At 65.0% G+C, this 17,510-nt stretch carries 16 protein-coding genes; 4 read left to right on the top strand and 12 right to left on the bottom strand.

The window, feature by feature from the left end; all coding sequences use genetic code 11:
• Positions 1 to 164 precede the first annotated feature (164 nt).
• A complete protein-coding gene (locus tag LMF57_RS08595) occupies positions 165 to 1,241 on the top strand; it encodes a Shedu immune nuclease family protein (RefSeq protein WP_117310199.1) in 1,077 nt (358 codons plus the stop codon).
• A 141-nt stretch (positions 1,242 to 1,382) separates the two neighbouring features.
• Here the strand turns inward: LMF57_RS08595 and LMF57_RS08590 are convergent, their stop codons facing one another.
• The 4 genes from LMF57_RS08590 to LMF57_RS08575 all read right to left on the bottom strand — a co-directional run bounded on the left by LMF57_RS08590 (position 1,383) and on the right by LMF57_RS08575 (position 4,859).
• Positions 1,383 to 2,165 (bottom strand): 3-hydroxybutyrate dehydrogenase, encoded by a 783-nt coding sequence (locus tag LMF57_RS08590; RefSeq protein ID WP_229291219.1) that lies wholly within the window; start codon positions 2,163 to 2,165, stop codon positions 1,383 to 1,385.
• A 132-nt stretch (positions 2,166 to 2,297) separates the two neighbouring features.
• Positions 2,298 to 3,032: a hypothetical protein gene (locus LMF57_RS08585; RefSeq protein ID WP_229291218.1), complete on the bottom strand. Its 735-nt coding sequence runs from the start codon at positions 3,030 to 3,032 to the stop codon at positions 2,298 to 2,300.
• A 107-nt stretch (positions 3,033 to 3,139) separates the two neighbouring features.
• A complete protein-coding gene (locus LMF57_RS08580) occupies positions 3,140 to 3,934 on the bottom strand; it encodes an SDR family oxidoreductase (RefSeq protein WP_229291217.1) in 795 nt (264 codons plus the stop codon).
• Between the two features lie 85 nt (positions 3,935 to 4,019).
• The gene (locus LMF57_RS08575; RefSeq protein ID WP_229291216.1) at positions 4,020 to 4,859 is read right to left on the bottom strand and encodes a type 1 glutamine amidotransferase domain-containing protein; all 840 of its coding nucleotides are present in this window, start codon (positions 4,857 to 4,859) and stop codon (positions 4,020 to 4,022) included.
• 96 nt (positions 4,860 to 4,955) lie between these two features.
• Between LMF57_RS08575 and LMF57_RS08570 the strand changes: the two genes are divergently transcribed.
• Positions 4,956 to 5,879: a LysR family transcriptional regulator gene (locus LMF57_RS08570; protein WP_229291215.1), complete on the top strand. Its 924-nt coding sequence runs from the start codon at positions 4,956 to 4,958 to the stop codon at positions 5,877 to 5,879.
• Here LMF57_RS08570 and LMF57_RS08565 read toward each other — a convergent pair.
• Complete coding sequence (locus LMF57_RS08565; RefSeq protein ID WP_229291214.1) at positions 5,808 to 6,179, bottom strand: hypothetical protein; 372 nt, start codon at positions 6,177 to 6,179, stop codon at positions 5,808 to 5,810. The two genes, LMF57_RS08570 and LMF57_RS08565, sit on opposite strands and share 72 nt — an antisense overlap.
• A 254-nt stretch (positions 6,180 to 6,433) precedes the next feature.
• Between LMF57_RS08565 and LMF57_RS08560 the strand changes: the two genes are divergently transcribed.
• A complete protein-coding gene (locus LMF57_RS08560; RefSeq protein ID WP_229291213.1) occupies positions 6,434 to 6,790 on the top strand; it encodes a hypothetical protein in 357 nt (118 codons plus the stop codon).
• A 35-nt stretch (positions 6,791 to 6,825) separates the two neighbouring features.
• On the opposite strand, the gene LMF57_RS08555 is transcribed toward LMF57_RS08560, so the two are convergent.
• Complete coding sequence (locus LMF57_RS08555) at positions 6,826 to 7,494, bottom strand: glutathione S-transferase family protein (protein ID WP_229291212.1); 669 nt, start codon at positions 7,492 to 7,494, stop codon at positions 6,826 to 6,828.
• Between the two features lie 178 nt (positions 7,495 to 7,672).
• On the bottom strand, positions 7,673 to 8,425 hold the full coding sequence (locus LMF57_RS08550; protein ID WP_324255966.1) for an SDR family oxidoreductase: 753 nt from the start codon (positions 8,423 to 8,425) through the stop codon (positions 7,673 to 7,675).
• A gap of 109 nt (positions 8,426 to 8,534) precedes the next feature.
• Here LMF57_RS08550 and LMF57_RS08545 point away from each other — a divergent pair, with 109 nt between their 5' ends.
• Positions 8,535 to 9,461 carry a LysR family transcriptional regulator gene (locus LMF57_RS08545; protein ID WP_229291210.1) on the top strand — a complete coding sequence of 309 codons (927 nt, stop codon included), beginning with the start codon at positions 8,535 to 8,537 and terminating at the stop codon, positions 9,459 to 9,461.
• Between the two features lie 80 nt (positions 9,462 to 9,541).
• Here the strand turns inward: LMF57_RS08545 and guaA are convergent, their stop codons facing one another.
• The 5 genes from guaA to moeB form a co-directional block, all read right to left on the bottom strand.
• Positions 9,542 to 11,107: a glutamine-hydrolyzing GMP synthase gene (guaA, locus tag LMF57_RS08540; RefSeq protein ID WP_229291209.1), complete on the bottom strand. Its 1,566-nt coding sequence runs from the start codon at positions 11,105 to 11,107 to the stop codon at positions 9,542 to 9,544.
• A gap of 108 nt (positions 11,108 to 11,215) precedes the next feature.
• Positions 11,216 to 12,673, bottom strand: coding sequence for an IMP dehydrogenase (gene guaB / locus LMF57_RS08535; RefSeq protein WP_032976170.1), 1,458 nt, complete (start codon positions 12,671 to 12,673; stop codon positions 11,216 to 11,218).
• Between the two features lie 373 nt (positions 12,674 to 13,046).
• On the bottom strand, positions 13,047 to 13,925 hold the full coding sequence (gene folD, locus LMF57_RS08530; RefSeq protein ID WP_117310191.1) for a bifunctional methylenetetrahydrofolate dehydrogenase/methenyltetrahydrofolate cyclohydrolase FolD: 879 nt from the start codon (positions 13,923 to 13,925) through the stop codon (positions 13,047 to 13,049).
• 174 nt (positions 13,926 to 14,099) lie between these two features.
• On the bottom strand, positions 14,100 to 15,935 hold the full coding sequence (locus LMF57_RS08525) for a monovalent cation:proton antiporter-2 (CPA2) family protein (RefSeq protein WP_059063917.1): 1,836 nt from the start codon (positions 15,933 to 15,935) through the stop codon (positions 14,100 to 14,102).
• 427 nt (positions 15,936 to 16,362) lie between these two features.
• Positions 16,363 to 17,499 carry a molybdopterin-synthase adenylyltransferase MoeB gene (moeB, locus tag LMF57_RS08520; RefSeq protein ID WP_208081657.1) on the bottom strand — a complete coding sequence of 379 codons (1,137 nt, stop codon included), beginning with the start codon at positions 17,497 to 17,499 and terminating at the stop codon, positions 16,363 to 16,365.
• Between the last annotated feature and the right edge of the window lie 11 nt (positions 17,500 to 17,510).

Raw genomic sequence — 17,510 nt, 5'->3', positions numbered from 1 at the left:
CAGCGGGTACAGCCGGCTCAATGAATGTCCGATATGAGCAGCCTTGGCCGCTGAACTTCAACCGTCGCTCGCCCTATGAAGACTGTAGGGATTATCCCGATTGCGTGTGAAACGCTCGACGCACATTGTTGTCCACTCCAAGAAGGAACGAAGGCAAGCGCAGAATGAAAGTTGTAGATACAGTGCTCAGCTATGCAGGCGACTATCATCCGCAATCCAAGGGCATGTGCCGTCTTCGGGTTTTCTCTGGCGAGGGCGGCCCGCGCGTTCTCATCACAGATCTTGGCGCTTGCAATAATGGGCGTTCCGTCACCAATGCCATTGAAATGATCGTGGACCGAATCGAGGACAGCGGGTTGGCCCTCGGTGCAACGATCTTCATCGAGCACTACGAAAATCCTGACCCGGAACGCGACACATTTGATCAGGTACGGGTGTCGCCCAGCGTCAACTGGCATTCGATCTCGAAAGAGGCAGCGATTGCCCTGCTCGGATGCGATCCGGACGAGCTTGAAGACCGCACTGAGACCAACAAGCGGATCGTCGGCAGAGCCGAAACGCTCAGACTCTCCACAAGCCGTTTTGATGGTTCGCCCTGGCCCGAGTCTCCCGAGATCACCAAGCGCAAGCTCGAGATCGCGGAAGGGATGATCTCACGCTCTTCCGTACGCGCACTTGTCGAAGCCGGAAGTGGAGAACGCGAGCTCCAACGTCTGCTCAAGAGCGATCTTTCCATCATCGCCGAAGCATTCGCGTCGCCAGACGGCGAGTACATCTGCTTTTCGGAACTGCCCTTCGGCGACGGCTCGGTGGATTTTGCCGTGTTCACCGGCCGGTCGCGGATGGATATCATTCTGATCGAGGTCAAGGGAGCCGAATTCAACCTCGTCAATGTCAACCACTACCAAGAGTTCAACCACAAGGTACTGGAAGCCGCAGGCCAGCTCCGCAAGCGACTCGGATTGTTCTGTCGCAATCCGGAAGCCACGCGCCGCGAGCTGCACCGTATCCGTGCCGAGGCCGAGCGCGGCAGCCCGCTCCATAACGCATTCCTGGGCCCAAACGCCCCTCTTGAGGTAGATCCCGATAAGGACATCAATATCCGCTCTGTGATCATCGGCGGGCGAACCCAGAACGATCTGCAAGAGAGCCGCAAACGCCACGATTACGAACGCGGAACGTCACCACAAGTGCGGCTTGAATCGTGGGACACCTGGTTGCGCCGAATCCAGCGGGACTGAACTGGGCACCCAGCAGGCCGTCTCTTCGCGTCCGCTCGTTAATCCGGGCATTTGCATCAGCCCCATCAAGCGGTGTGCCGCGCCGGCGTCAGGCACGAAGCGATGGCAGGTAATGCAGAGAAACACGCACATGACCTGTGGCTACCGCGCCGTCCAACCCCCGTCCACCGGCAGCGCCGTGCCCGTGATCTGCGCCGCGGCATCCGAGGCCAGGAACACCACCATCTCGCCCAGCTGCTCGGGCGTCACGAACTGCAACGACGGCTGTTTCTCGGCCAGCAGCGCACGGGCGGCAGACTCCTGGTCCGTCCCCTCGCGCTCGGCCAAGGCCGTGATCTGCTGCTCGACCAGCGCCGTGCGCACCCACCCCGGGCAGATGGCATTGGCGGTAATGCCCGTGCCGGCGTTCTCCAGCGCGGTCACCTTGGTGAATCCCACCACGCCATGCTTGGCCGCCACATAGGCCGACTTGTTCACCGACCCAACCAGCCCATGCACCGACGCGATGTTGATGATGCGACCGGCCCCCTGCTGCTTCATATAGGGCAACGCCGCCGCCGTTGAGTGGAACACCGCCGACAGATTCAGCGCGAGGATCGCATCCCACTTCTCGACGGGAAATTCCTCGATCGACGCGGTGTGCTGGATGCCCGCGTTGTTCACCAGAATGTCGATGCGCCCTATCGTCGCCACAGCGTGGTCGATCATGTCCCGAACGGCGTCGCCGCGAGACAGGTCGGCGCCATCGTGCGCCACCCGCACACCGAATTCGGTTTCCAGGCGGGAACGGATGCGTTCGATCTCCGCCGCATCGCCGAAGCCATTCAGCACGATGTCGGCACCCTGCCGCGCCAGCGCAGTGGCAATGCCAAGACCGATACCGCTGGTGGAGCCGGTGACCACCGCGACTTTTCCGTTGAACATCGGCGAGCTTCCATCGGGCACAGGCAGCCAGTGTAGCGGCTGTCATGGCCCCGACCGACGGTCTTTCCTCAACTTACCCCGCAGTCTCAGTAGATCCACGCCACGCGTGGATGCTCTGGCTTCAACGCCCCATCACTTCCAATGATCCGGCCCCAGGAACGGCAGGCTCAACACAAACACCGGAACCGCCACAGGCACCAACGCCGCGCCCAACACCTTGCCGGCCGCCGAACCCACACCCGGCGTATCCTCCCGCTCCGGCAGGATGCGCACCGCCCGCGCACTGATCGGCTGCGCCAGCTTCGCCTTCTCGGCCAGCGCGGCAGCGTCCGGCAACTGCACCCGCTCACCATCACCCTCGAACAGCGCGCTGTAATAGCTGCCGCCCTTCTTCGGTAGATTGCAGGCGCGATCAAACGCCAGAGAATAACGGCTCCGCTCAAGCGGCAGGTAGTAGCGCGCTCGCTCGTCCACCACCTTGGCCTCACGCGGCGTAACCTCAATCCGCTCCAGCTTGAACTGCGCGGCCTGCTCCGCCGTCACCTGCTCCGGCCGCAGCAGCAGGGCGTAGCTGCCGTGCACCTTTGCCTTGTTGACCGGGTCGCGCCAATCCTCATGGAAGTACATCTGTGCGCAGGCCACCGCCTCGCGCAGCGGGCTGGCCATCAGCGCGCGGTAATCACGGAACGGCGCAGCGTCGAAGCGCATCGGCTCGTCATAGCGCGGCAGCAGGTACAGCTGGCCGTCGTCGGCCACGAACGCACCGGTGATCTCGCGGCCTGAGGTGTGCTCTTCCGGGCCACTGGCGCAGCCGGACAGCAGCGCCAGGCACAGAGCAGAGAAGATCAAGAGGATGGACGTTCGCATATCGTGTTGAAGCGCTTGCCTGGAAAAACGGCCCCGCGCATAGGGCGGAGCCGGTCCGCCATGGTGCCACGCACCCCGTCAGGTGCCAAACCGGCCCAACCGCAGCATCACAGAATGGATCGGTACGTCCCGCCCTCTACGCGCACCGCGGCACCATTGGAGGCCGCGCCCAGCGGGCTGGCCAGCAGCGCCACCATCGCCGCGATCTCGTCGGCCTCGATCATCCGCGCGATCAGCGAACTGGGCCGGTAGGTCTGGAAGAAGTGCGCTTCAATCTGCGCATCGGTCATGCCTGGTCGCGGCGCGGTCTGGCGCAGGTACTCGACGATGCCGTCCGAGCGCGTGGCTGAGGGCAGCACGCTGTTGACCGTCACCCCGGTGCCCTGGGTCAGCTCGGCCATACCACGCGATACCGCCAGCTGCGCCGACTTGCTCACCCCGTAGTGCACCATGTCCGGCGGCGTGAACGCGCCTACCTCGCTGGACATGAAGATCACGCGGCCCCAGTTGCGTTCCAGCATGCGCGGGAAGTAGTGCCGCGACAGGCGCACGCCGGACAGCACGTTGACCTCCAGCATGCGCATCCAGTCATCGTCGCTGATGTCGGCGAAGGCCTTGGCTTCGTAGTAGCCCAGGTTGTTGACCAGGATATCGGTGTCAGGCTGTGCCGCGATCACGGTGGCCGCGCCCTCGGCGCTGGCCAGATCAGCCACCACCGTCACCAGTTGCGCGCCCGGCGCCCCAGCGCTGATCTCGGCCATGGCTGCCTGCAGCTTTCCCGGGTCACGCCCGGTGAGGGTCACGCGTACGCCTTCGCGTGCCAACGTGCGCGCGATGGCCAGGCCGATACCGGCGGTCGCGCCGGTCACGAGTGCGGTCTTGCCCGCCAATTGAAGATCCACGTGGGTTGTCCTTTGAGTAGTTGCAGGGGGCGTCCCGCGCACCACGCGCGGGATTCGCCGAAAAGCCGATGCGTTGGTGTCTGCCTTACTTCAACCGCTCCACCAACCGCTGCCCCACCTCCAACGCCGAAGCCGGGTTCTGCCCGGTAATCAGCTCGCGATCCACCACCACATGCCCCGTCCACGGCGTGCTGTTGCTACTGAACCGCGCACCCGCCCGCTGCAACGCGGTCTGCGGGTAGAACTTCATCTCACCGCCGCCCAGCAGCGGCTTGGCCTGCTCTTCTTCCTGGTTGCTGATCACCGTCATCTGGTAGCCGCTGTAGATCCACTTCGGCGTAGCCGGCGTCGCACCCGCCTCCAACTTCGCCACGAAACCCGCAGCATCCGGCAGCGTGGACAGCAGCGCGATCGGCCCATGGCAGACCAGCGCGGTGGTCTTGTTGCGCTGGTGGAAGTCGGCCAGCAGCCGGCCCAGCGCCGGGCTCTTCAGCAGGTCCTGCATCGGCGCGTGGCCACCGGGAATGTAGACCGCATCGAAACGCGCGTAGCCCTGTTGCTCGATGCGCGCCAGGCTGACCACCGGCGAGGCGGTCGGTGAGGTCAGCGCCAGTTTCTCCAGCAGGTCCTTGTGCAGCGTCAGCTGCGCAGCGTCGTTGCCGAAGTACGCCGGCGTCACCGAGGACGCATCCACCGTCGGCGCCCGCCCCTGCGGCGTGGCGAAAGTCACCTCGTGGCCCGCGTCCAGCAGCAGCTTGACCGGCTGCATCAACTCGTTGAGATAGAAGCCGGTGGACAGCACCTTGCCGTCCTTCAGATCCAAGTGGTTTTCGTCGGACAGCACCACCAGCACGTTGGCGGCATGCGCGCCGCTGGCGGCCAGGGTCAGGGCCAGCGCTGCGGCCAGCCGGGTCATCAGGTTCATGGGGAACTCCTATCGGGGAATGGCCGCCACTTTATTCATCGCCCCAGCGGCGATAAATTGGCCCCATCGCAAAACATCTGTTCCCGGGAGAGCCAAATGAGCCGCAAGTTCGACTACCTGGGCGATGTGGAGGTGTTCCTGGCGGTGGTCGAGCACGGCTCGTTCACGGCCGGAGCGGTGGCGCTGTCCACCACGCCCTCGGTGCTGAGCCGCGCGGTTACCCGCCTGGAAGCGCGGCTGGGCCGGCAGCTGCTGCAGCGGACCACCCGCCGCGTGGGCCTGACCGACGCCGGGCGGCTCTACCGGGAACAGGTGCGCACCGCCTTCGGCCTGCTGGACGACGCCGAGCGCGACGTACTGGCCCAGGACGGTGCGCTGGCCGGCCGCGTGCGCCTGAGCGTGCCCACCACCTATGGCCACTACCGGCTGCCGCCCGTGCTGGCGCGCTTTGCGCAGCAGTACCCGCAGGTGCAGGTGGAACTGAACATCACCAACCGCAACGTGGACCTGGTGGCCGAGGGCTTCGACCTGGCCATTCGCCTGGGCCAGCTGCCGGACAGCGGGCTGGTGGCACGCAAGCTGGAAGACGCGCCGCTGCTGCTGGTGGCGGCGCCGGACTACCTGCAACGCCGCGGCAGGCCGCAGACGCTGGACGACCTGCAGCAGCACCTGTGCCTGCCCTTCGTGATGCCGCGCACCGGGCGGCTGGCGCCTTGGATCTTCCGCGACGGCGGGCGCGACGTGGACTGGCTCCCGCGGTCGTCCATCGAGACCTCCGACGATGTGCTGGGCGTGGTGTCGCTGGCCGAACAGGGCATCGGCATCTGCCAGAGCTATGAGTTCATCGTGCGTGAGCGATTGCAGCGTGGGGAGCTGGTGGAAGTGCTGCCGCAGCTGCGGGGGCGGTCAAGGCCGTTCTCGGTGATCTATGCGCCGCATCGGCGGCAGTCAGCCGCCGCTCGGGCGATGATTGAGTTGCTGGTGGGGAATGCGGCGGTGGTTGAGGACGGCGTCGGCTAAGGATGCGATGCCTTCTTGCGGTGTCGGGTTTGAACCGATTTTTGGAGTGTGCGGCTGATCGGGCGGCGTGGCCACCCCATGCGGACTAAGAACTGTTGCAAAGAAGGCCATCGCACTATTCGCTTGCGGCACGGGCGATTGCGCCACTTTGGTTCGCAATAAGCAGAGCATCTGCACGAATGCGTCTTGTGGCGTCGCGGGCTGCACGAAGGGCGCGTGCAACAATAGTTTTTCGCTTTCGAATCGCGCGATTTCTTCGCGAATTTCAATTTGCATTCGAAGCGGCAGCGTAAACACCATGGCGCGCCACCGACAACGGGTGGCAGCGGGTCTGCAAACCCGTTTGATGCACGCGCAAGTTGTTTACGCTTGCCCGTCGGCACCGTCCTTAACCGGTGCCGGCGGGCAATCCGTCGGCCTTTCTGGCGGGCGGTGCGTGGGAGTCTTCGGACTCACCGGCCAATAGCGCTGCATCAACCGGTTTGCAGCCACGCATCGTCCGCCACCCCGCCTACGCGGTGGCGCTGTTAAGTACAGCCAAGGAAACCGACGCCATGAGCGAATCCGAGACCTTCTCTTCGTACGCCGCAGTTGAGCCCATCAACGACGACACTCCACTGCCGGACCTGAGCACCTTCTTGGGCATTCTCAAGCGGATGCGCGGATGCGAGGGGGCTGATGGGCTGCCCTGGCCGGAGAACGATGTGTCACCCGGCCGCCGCGTGAGCCTGGCAAGAACCGAGCGCGCGTTGGTGGGGCTGCTGACGGTGCTGGAGGTCCTGCATTCGGCGGACCGCTGCCGGGTGGCAGCGGAGCCGGAGCGGCATTTGGATGAGGGAACTGTTGATGGGCTCTTTCTGGCTTGCCGGGGGTTGGCTGAGTGGGCTTGTCGGGAGATTCGGCCCCAATGACGTTCGTTGACCTGCTTGGCCTCGCAGGCGGTCGATCAACCCGCGTGGATCGACTGGTGCAGACGAAGGTGTTGCCGGAACCGCTCGGCGTAGTCCTCCCCCACGGCGGCGATGACGCTTTGCCTGGCCGCCAACGCCGATCGCCATGCCGACACACGCGGAAGGTTTTCGAAGATCGCCTGCGAAACCATCGGGTCAAGGACGTCGAAATATCTGAAGAGTGGAGCGAACACCGCGTCGACCATCGTGAAGGCAGTGCCAGCGAAATAGGGTCCGGATTCCAGCTCCGCCTCCAGTCGCTCAAGCGCGCCCCTCAATGCCGCCTGCTTCGCATCCGCCGTCGAACGGTCGGTAGCGTTGAGAAACTGCCAGGCGTCGGCAAGGGCGGATGTCGCAAACTCGATCCAACCCCGCTGACGGGCACGGGATAGCGCATCGACGGGGTACATCGGCGCGCCACCCTGGGTTTCTTCCAGGTACTCGCAGATGACCATGCTTTCGAACAGCATCGCATCTTCCGCATCGTCCCGGCGCACCTTGAGCACGGGGACCTTGCCGGTTGGCGAAACTGCCAGGAACCAGCTTGGCTTGGCTGCCAAATCGACATTTATCCGATCAAACTGGACGGCCTTTTCAAGAAGCACAATCGCGGCGCGCTGTACGAATGGGCACAGTGGGTGGCTTATCAGCGTAAGAGCGTTCATTGCTTTTAGTGGCTCTGGATGGTTTATCAAGTGGAAACAGCGGCAGAGGTTTCCCGAGCGCCGCTGTTTGCACAGCCCGGATTGGACTGGTTCGCCGCCAGGTGCTGAGGCTGGCGCTCAGTACCCGATTGGCTCATCCCAGGCGATGTGGCGTTCACGCAATTGTTGAGCGGCGCGCTTAGCCGTTCAGCAGACGGCCGCCGTCCAAGACGATTTCAGAGCCGATCGTCCAGCGCGACTCGTCGGACGCCAGATACAGCACTGCTTTGGCCACCTCGTCGGAGGTACCGAAGCGGCCAAGCGGAATGGTTGCCGCGATCGCTTTGTTAACCTGCTCGCGATAAGCTTCCGGAATACCGGCCTTGTCGTAAAGCGGAGTCTCGACGGGGCCAGGGCTCACTGCGTTGACACGGATGCCGCGGCCCAGCAGTTCGGTCGAGAGCGTCTTCGACATGTTCAGCAATGCGGCCTTCGTTGCGGCATATACGGACGAGCGATCTGCACCCGCATGCGCGCTGACGGAAGTGGTCAACACGACGGAAGCGGGATTTGCGAAGACCGGCAAAAGCGCCTGCATCAGGAAGTACGGCCCTTTGACGTTGATGTCGAAAATGCGGTCGAACATGTCTTCCGTCCATTCCTCAATGGGCCGCCAGACGGATACGCCGGCATTGAGGAAGGCAACGTCGAGTTGGCCGTAGTGTTCCTTGATGGCTTGTGCCAGCTCCTTTTGTGCGGCAACGCTGGCCGAGTCGGCGCGCAGCACCGGCACGTCCGGGCCCAGTTCGGCCTGGGCCCTTGCAATCGAATCGGGGTTGACGCCCGTTACGATCACGCGAGCGCCCTCCGCCAGGAACTGCTTTGCCGTTTCCAGCCCGATGCCACTGGTGCCGCCGGTGATGAGAGTACGTTTACCTTGCAAGCGCGCCATTTGAATTCTCCGGTGAATGACGACCACCGTGGTCGACATGGAGAAATATGCGCTCATGCCTCACATCAGATAAGACTGCCTGTTCGCATATAATTCATGCAGATCAGGCATGAATAGAGGCGGCGCCGTGGACCGATTTCTTTTGATGACATGCTTTGCGCGTGCTGTGGAAACCGGGAGCTTTTCGGCAGCAGGGCGGGATCTAGGGTTGGGGCAACCCAATGTGAGCCGCTATGTAGCAGCTCTGGAGGATCATCTGCAGACGCGCTTGCTCCACCGGTCTACGCGGAAGTTGTCCTTGACGCCGGAGGGCGGACGCTACTACGCGGACATCCGGCGCATCCTGGATGCGGTGGATGAATCCGAATCGTCCTTCAGGAGCAACGTCGACCCATCAGGGCTCTTGCGCGTAGCCTGTCCGACAGCTCTCGCACATGCGTTTGTGCTGCCGCATGTGCCGGCCTTTCTGGAGCGCTACCCTCAATTGAACCTGGATCTCCAACTCAACGATCGATACGTAGACCTGGTCAATGAAGGCACCGAACTCGCGATCCGCATAGGACAGCTGGAGGACAGCGCCCTGCGCGCGCGGCCTCTTGGAAGGTATGAACGGGTGTTCGTCGCCAGCAAGGACTACTTGGCCAAACGTGGAGTTCCGCAGACCCCGGATGATCTACGCGACCACGATTGCATCATCTACACCTTGCTGTCGTCCGGGGCGACTTGGCGATTCCGGGATGCGGAAATTCCGATCAGCGGCAGGCTCAGGGTCAACTCGCCCGACGCCGTGAGTGCAGCGGTCGCGGCGGGCCTGGGTGTGGCACATGGACCTGCGTGGCTCTTTCAGGACGGACTGAACAGCGGCAGATTGCAGTTCATTCTCAGCAACCATACGGCTCCCCCTGTCCCCGTGCAGATGGTCTACGTCGCCAATAGGCTGCTTCCCACGCGGGCTATCGTGTTCATGGATTTCATGGCTGACGTGTTTTCAAGGATTCCAGCCTTGAACGGCAGCATCCCTGTGCCGACTCGATAAGACGAGACGACAAAGCGTGCTGCCAGAAATGAAAAGAGCGCCGAAGCGCTCTTTTCATTTAGCTCTATCAACCAGCAGGATCATTCCCACTCAATAGTCGCCGGCGGCTTCCCCGAGATGTCATAAACCACCCGCGACACCCCCCGCAGCTCATTGATGATCCGGTTGCTCACCGTCCCCAGGAACTCATACGGCAGATGCGCCCAGTGCGCCGTCATGAAGTCGATCGTCTCCACCGCCCTCAGCGCAATCACCCACTCGTAAGCCCGCGCATCACCCACCACGCCCACCGATTTCACCGGCAGGAACACGGCAAACGCCTGGCTGGTCTTGTCGTACAGATCCGCCTTGCGCAGCTCGTCGATGAAGATGGCATCGGCCTTGGCCAGCAGTTCGGCGTATTCGCGCTTCACTTCGCCCAGGATACGCACGCCCAGGCCCGGGCCCGGGAACGGGTGGCGGTAGACCATGCTGCGTGGCAGGCCCAGCTCGACGCCCAGGCGGCGCACTTCGTCCTTGAACAGCTCGCGCAGCGGCTCCACCAGGCCCAGCTTCATGTGCTCCGGCAGGCCGCCCACGTTGTGGTGGCTCTTGATCACATGCGCCTTGCCGGTCTTGCTGCCGGCCGACTCGATCACGTCCGGATAGATGGTGCCCTGCGCCAGCCACTTGGCGTTCTTCAGCTTGTTCGACTCTTCATCGAAGATCTCAACGAACAGGTTGCCGATGATCTTGCGCTTGGCTTCCGGGTCGCTCACGCCTTCCAGCGCGGCGAAGTAACGGTCGGCGGCATTCACGCGCACCACCTTCACGCCCATGTGCTCGGCAAACATCGCCATCACCTGGTCGCCTTCCTGCCAGCGCAGCAGGCCGGTATCCACGAACACGCAGGTCAGCTTGTCGCCGATCGCCTTGTGCAGCAGCGCGGCCACAACCGACGAATCGACGCCACCGGACAGGCCCAGGATCACTTCGTCATCGCCCACCTGTTCGCGCACGCGGGCGATCTGGTCGTCGATGATGTTGGCAGCGGTCCACAGGGTCTGGCAGCCGCACACGTCCACCACGAAGCGGCGCAGCAGCGCCTGGCCCTGCAGGGTGTGGGTCACTTCCGGGTGGAACTGCACGCCGTACCAGCGCTTTTCTTCGTTGGCCATGGCGGCCACCGGAATGCGGTCGGTGGTGGCGGTGATGGTGAAGCCCGGCGGTGCAACGGAGACGTGGTCGCCGTGGCTCATCCAGACATTCAGCTTCGGCTCGCCGCCGTGGTCGCTCAGGCCCTTGAACAGTGCATCGGGGTTGATCACGTTCACTTCGGCGTGGCCGAATTCGCGCTGGTCCGCCGCTTCGGTGGCACCGCCCAGCTGCGCGGCCAGGGTCTGCATGCCGTAGCAGATGCCGAAGATCGGCAGGCCGCTGTCGAATACTTCCTGCGGTGCGGCGGGCGCGCCCGGCAGCGTGGTCGATTCCGGGCCGCCGGACAGGATGATGCCCTTGGCGCCGAACGCGGCGATCTCGGCCGGGTTGTGGTCCCACGCCCAGATTTCGCAGTAGACGCCCAGCTCGCGGATGCGGCGGGCAATCAGCTGCGTGTACTGCGCGCCGAAATCGAGGATGAGGATCTTGTCGTTATGGATGTTGGTCATGGCGCCCCGGCAATGCAGTAGGGAAAACGAAAACGTCAGATTTTTCAGCGGCAGATGGAGAAAGAGGAACGGGAATCAGCTTCCTCGTTCCTCTTTGCTCGTCCCGCATCAGGAGCGGTAGTTCGGCGGCTCTTTGGTGATCGTCACATCGTGGACGTGGCTCTCGCGCTGGCCGGCGCCGCTGATCTTTACGAACTTGGGCTTGCTGCGCATGTCCTCGACGGTGGCGCAACCCACGTAGCCCATGGTGGCGCGCAGGCCGCCCATCAGCTGGTGGATGATGCCGCCCACCGGGCCGCGGTACGGCACGCGGCCTTCAATGCCTTCGGGCACCAGCTTGTCGGCGGTGGCGGCGTCCTGGAAGTAGCGGTCCTTGGACCCCTTCTCCATCGCAGCCAGCGAGCCCATGCCGCGGTAGCTCTTGTACGAACGGCCCTGGAACAGCTCGGTTTCGCCCGGCGATTCCTCGGTACCGGCCAGCAGGCCACCAATCATGATGGTCGAAGCACCGGCGGCCAGTGCCTTGCCGATGTCGCCGGAGTAGCGGATGCCACCGTCGGCGATCAGCGGGATGCGGTCCTGCAGCGCTTCGGCCACCAGGTCGATCGCGGTGATCTGCGGCACGCCCACGCCTGCCACCACGCGGGTGGTGCAGATCGAGCCCGGGCCGATGCCGACCTTCACTGCGTCCGCGCCGCTGTCCAGCAGCGCCAGCGCGGCTTCACCGGTGCAGATGTTGCCACCGATGACCTGCACGTTCGGGAAGTTCTTCTTGACCCAGCTGACGCGGTCCAGCACGCCCTGCGAATGGCCGTGCGCGGTATCGACCACGATCACGTCCACGCCGGCAGCCACCAGCGCTTCCACGCGGCGGTCGGTATCGCCGCCCACGCCGACAGCCGCGCCGACCAGCAGGCGGGTGGCGATGTCCTTGGCAGCGTTCGGGAAGTCGGTGTTCTTCTGGATGTCCTTGACGGTGATCAGGCCACGCAGGGCGAAATCATCGTTGACCACCAGCACCTTTTCGATGCGGTTGCGGTGCAGCAGCTGCAGCACTTCATCAGACGCGGCGCCTTCCTTGACCGTGATCAGGCGATCCTTCTTGGTCATGATGTGGCGGACCGGATCGTCCAGCTCGGTCTCGAAGCGCATGTCGCGATGGGTCACGATGCCGGCCAGCAGGCCGTCGCTGCCCACCACCGGCACGCCGGAGATGTTGTGCGCCTGGGTCAGGGCCAGCACGTCGCGGATGGTGGTTTCCGGGCCGACGGTGATCGGGTCGCGGATGACGCCGGCCTCGAACTTCTTGACCTTGGCCACTTCCGCGGCCTGCTGCTCCACGCTCAGGTTCTTGTGGATGATGCCCATGCCACCCAGCTGTGCCATGGCGATGGCCAGGCGTGCTTCGGTGACGGTATCCATGGCGGCGGACAGGATCGGAAGCTTGAGCTTCAGGTCGCGCGTCAACCGCGTTTCGAGGTTGACGTCCTTGGGCAGGATGGTCGAATGAGCGGGGACGAGCGAGACGTCGTCGTAAGTGAGTGCTTCAGCCTGGATGCGCAGCATCGGCATACCCGAGATGTGGGGAAGCGCGACATTTTACCCTGTTTTCGCTGCCTGTGGCAGGGGGTAGATGCGACGCAGTGTCGCGCGGGCGGCAATTGGTTCAGACGCCGGCGCACCGCCCTTGGTAGCGGCCAACCTTGGTTGGCACACAACCGGAAGGCCCTTGCCCCATATGGGGAGCTGGCGCCTGATTTTTCGTGCCAACCAAGGTTGGCACCTACCAAGAGCGGGTCATGCGGACCGGCGGGAACTACGGGGCATCGACGCGCCCCCGGTAGCGCCGGGCCATGCCCGGCGAGCGCAGCGGCGCCGCAGCAATCCGCCGGGCATGGCCCGGCGCTACCAAGCCCCACCGCAAGCAGCCCAGGTGCGGTCAGTTCCCGGCTTCCGCCGCTTCCAACGTGTTCTGCATCAGCGTGGCCACGGTCATCGGGCCTACCCCACCCGGCACCGGGGTGATCCAGCTCGCCCGCTGCGCTGCGGCCTCGAACCCGACATCGCCCACCAACCGGCCGTCATCCAAGCGGTTGATGCCCACGTCGATCACCACCGCACCCGGCTTCACCCACTCGCCCGGCACGATGCCCGGGCGGCCCACCGCCACCACCAGGATGTCGGCGTTGCGCACGGCCTGTTCCAGCACGTCCTTGGGGGTGAACTTGTGGCAGCTGGTCACGGTGCAGCCGGCAATCAGCAGCTCCAGGCCCATCGGCCGGCCGACGTGGTTGCTGACACCGACGATGGTGGCGTTGCGGCCGCGCACGGGCTGGTCGGTGTGGCCCAGCAACGTGGTGATGCCACGCGGGGTGCACGGGCGCAGGCCGAACTCGCGCAGGGCCAGGTGGCCGACGTTTTCCGGATGGAAGCCGTCCACGTCCTTGCGCGGGTCGATGCGCTGGATCAGCCGGCGCGCGTCGGGAATGCCTGGCAGCGGCAGCTGGATCAGGATGCCGTTGATCTTCGGGTCCGCGTTGAGCTGGTCGATCAGGTCGAGCAGCTCGGCCTCGGTGGTGCCGGCCGGCAGGTCGTAGTCATACGCTTCGATGCCCACCTTCTCGGCGGCGCGGCGCTTGTTGCGCACGTACACGGTCGAGGCCGGGTCGCCCCCCACCAGCACCACGGCCAGGCCGGGGCGGCTGCCACCGGCGGCGACACGGGCGTCGACCCGCACCTTCAGGCTGTCGAGCAGGTCCTCGGCGATACGGCGGCCATCGAGGATGCGGGCAGGAAGCTGGGGGGCGGAGTCGGTCATCGGGTGCGGGCGTGGGGCGGCGGGGACGCTATTGTCCCCGATTCACGCCCCCTCGCCCACCGGGAATGCGGGCCGCCGCCGCTTCGGTAGTGCCGGCCGCTGGCCGGCAACCTCATGAACGCAGGAAGCACCGTGCAGCTGCCGGCCAGCGGCCGGCACCACCAAGGCTTCAGATCATTCCTCTTCTTCTTCCGGCACTTCATCCGCATTGAGCGTGCGTGCCTTGCGCTTGGGCGCGGTAAACGGCGTCGGCGTCGGCACACCCGGCAGCGCGCTGCCGAACACCATGTGCGCGCCGGCCCTCAGGCTGCCACCGGCCATTTCCAGTTCGAAGCGCTCGGCATCGCGCTCGCGGATCTGCTCGGCGATCTCGCGCGCATCGTCTTCGTCCGCGCCCAGTTCCACCAGTGCCGCCTGCCCGAACAGCAGCGCCGACTCGAAAGTTTCGCGGATCTGGAAATCCACGCCGGCATGGATCAACCGCAGCGAATGTTCGCGGTCGAACGAGCGCACCAGCAGCTTGGCCTGCGGGAACTGATGGGCCACCAGTTCGACGATGCGGTCAGCATCCTCGGCATTGTTCACGCACACCGCAATCGCCCGCGCACTGCCCGCGCCGGAGGCATGCAGCACGTCCAGCCGGGTGCCGTCGCCGTAATAGATCTTGAAACCGAAGCGCTCGGCGTTGTGGATCATCTCCACATCGTTGTCGATGATGGTCACGTCCACGTCGCGGGCCAGCAGCGACTGGCTGGCCACCTGGCCGAAGCGGCCGAAGCCGATCAGCAGCACGCTGCCGGACAGGCCATCGGCGGTGTCCACGCCTTCCAGGCTGACGGTCGGCGTCGGCGCCACGCGCTTGTAGACCAGCACCACCAGCGGCGTCAGCGCCATCGACAGCACCACCACGGCCGTGAAGTTGGCATTGATGTCCAGGCTGATCACCCCGGCACTCGCCGCTGCCGAGAACAGCACGAAGGCGAACTCGCCGCCCTGCGCCATCAGCACGCCACGGTCCAGTGCCTGCGCATGGTCGCTGCCCATCAACCGCGCAACCACGTAGATGCACAACGCCTTGGCCGCCATCAGCGCCACCACCAGGCCGAGGATCATCGGCCAGTTGCCGGCCACCACGCCCAGGTCCAGCGCCATGCCCACGCTGAGGAAGAACAGGCCCAGCAGGATGCCGCGGAACGGTTCGATGTCTGCTTCGATCTGGTGGCGGAAGGTCGATTCGCTCAGCAGCACGCCGGCCAGGAACGCGCCCATCGCCATCGACAACCCGGACAGCTGCATCAGCAGCGCCGCGCCCAGCACCACCAGCAGTGCGGCAGCGGTCATCACTTCGCGCGCTTTCGATTCGGCCAGCACGCGGAACAGCGGATTGAGCAGGAAGCGGCCCACCAGCACCAGGCCGACGATGGCACCCACGCCGATCGCCACCGACATCCAGCGCGAGCCCTCGCCATCGGCACTGCCCGCAGCCGGCGCCATCCACGCGACAAGTGCCAGCAACGGCACGATCAGCAGGTCTTCGAACAGCAGGATCGAGACGATCTTCTGCCCCGATGGCAGCGCGATGTCGCCGCGCTCGGCCAGCAGCTGCATCACCACCGCGGTGGAGGTCAGCACGAAACCGGTGGCGCCGATGAAGGCGATCTGCCACGGCAGCCCGAACAGCTTGGCGATGCTGGTCAGCACCAGCGCGCAGGTGACGATCTGCAGCGTGCCCAGCCCGAAGATCTCCTTGCGCAGGCTCCACAGGTGCGAGGGCCGCATTTCCAGGCCGATGACGAACAGGAACATGACCACGCCGAGTTCGGCGGTATGCAGGATCGCCTGCGGGTCGGAGAACCAGCCCAGCCCGAACGGGCCGATCGCCAGGCCGGCGGCGAAGTAGCCCAGCACCGAGCCCAGGCCGAGCCGACGGAACAGCGGCACCATCACCACTGCTGCGCCCAACAGGGCGACGACCTTGACCAGCTCGCTGGTCGCTGCTTCTACCGCCATGCGGTGGGTTCCCCGGAAATCGAAATCGGCCTCAACGATAGAGCAACACCGATGACGGCAATAGCACGTGTGTTGCGTTTTATTGTCTTGGAGATGGAACGATAGCGGGAGTGGCCCCGGGCATCATCCCGAAACCATAAACGGTAGCGCCGGGCCATGCCCGGCGAGCGCAGCGGCGCGCGCAGGTACATCCGCCGGGCATGGCCCGGCGCTACCGGGTTCACCCGCCCCGGCAGAACGCGGCGTAATCGATATACCCCGGGAACGGCACGCCCGGCGCGCACAGCGGGCACTGCGGGTCCGGCTCGATGCGGGTCTCGCGGAAGCGCATCATCCCGAAACCATAAATGGTAGCGCCGGGCCATGCCCGGCGAGCGCAGCGGCGCGCGCAGGCACATCCGCCGGGCATGGCCCGGCGCTACCGGGTTCACCCGCCCCGGCAGAACGCGGCGTAATCGATATACCCCGGGAACGGCACGCCGGGTGCGCACACCGGGCACTGCGGGTCAGGGCTGATGCGGGTCTCGCGGAAGTGCATGCCCAGCGCATCGAAGCGCAGCAGGCGGCCCACCAACGGTTCGCCGATGCCCAGCAGCAGCTTCAGCACCTCGGTGGCCTGCAGCACACCCGCCAGCCCAGGCAGCACGCCCAGCACGCCGGCCTCGGAACAGTTCGGCGCGAACTCCGGCGGCGGCGGCTCCGGGAACAGGCAGCGATAGCACGGCGCCACGCCACGCTGGCGGCCGGCATCGAACACGCTCACCTGGCCGTCGAAGCGCTCGATGGCGGCGTAGACCATCGGCGTGGCGTGCTTGATGCAGGCGTCGTTGAGCAGGTAGCGCAAAGGGAAGTTGTCCGAACCGTCCAGCACCACGTCAACGTCCTGCAGCAGGCGGTCCACGTTCTCCGAGGTGACCCGCTCGGGCACGGCCTCGACCGCGATGGACGGGTTCAACGCCAGCAGCCGCTCACGTGCCGAATCAACCTTCAGCTGACCGACGCTGGCCTCGGTATGCACGATCTGCCGATGCAGGTTGCTGCGCTCGACACGATCGTGGTCGGCAAAACGCAGGTGCCCTACCCCGGCGGCCGCCAGGTAGAACCCGGCCGGCGCGCCCAGGCCGCCCGCGCCCAGCACCAGCACCCGCGACTGCTGCAGGCGGCGTTGGCCAGCCTCGCCCACCTGCGGCAGCAGCAGGTGGCGCGAATAGCGGTCGTAGAAATCGCGGTCAGCGGCGCTGGTCAGTGGCTGCACCAGCGGCAGCGCCTGCTCGCGCCAGGCCACGGTGCCGCCGGTCACGGAGCTCACGTTGGTATAGCCCGCATCCAGCAGCGCCTGCGTCGCATCGGCCGAGCGCTTGCCGCTCTGGCAGATCAGCAGGATTTCCTGTTCCTGCCGTGGCAGGTACGCCGCGGGGCCGGTCAGCAGCTCATCCTTGGCCACGCCGCGCGCGCCCTCGGCCATGCCCCCGGCCCGTTCGTGCGCCTCGCGCACATCAATCAGCATGGCACCGTGGGCCAGGCGCTCACGTGCCTGGGCGGGGGAAAGCTCTGGAATGCTCATGCCGCCATTAT

Origin of the sequence: Stenotrophomonas sp. SI-NJAU-1, assembly GCF_020883215.1 — a bacterium.
Lineage (GTDB): Bacteria > Pseudomonadota > Gammaproteobacteria > Xanthomonadales > Xanthomonadaceae > Stenotrophomonas > Stenotrophomonas indicatrix.
The sequence above is the reverse complement of the archived record's forward strand: the minus strand, read 5'-3'. Positions and strand labels throughout refer to the sequence as shown.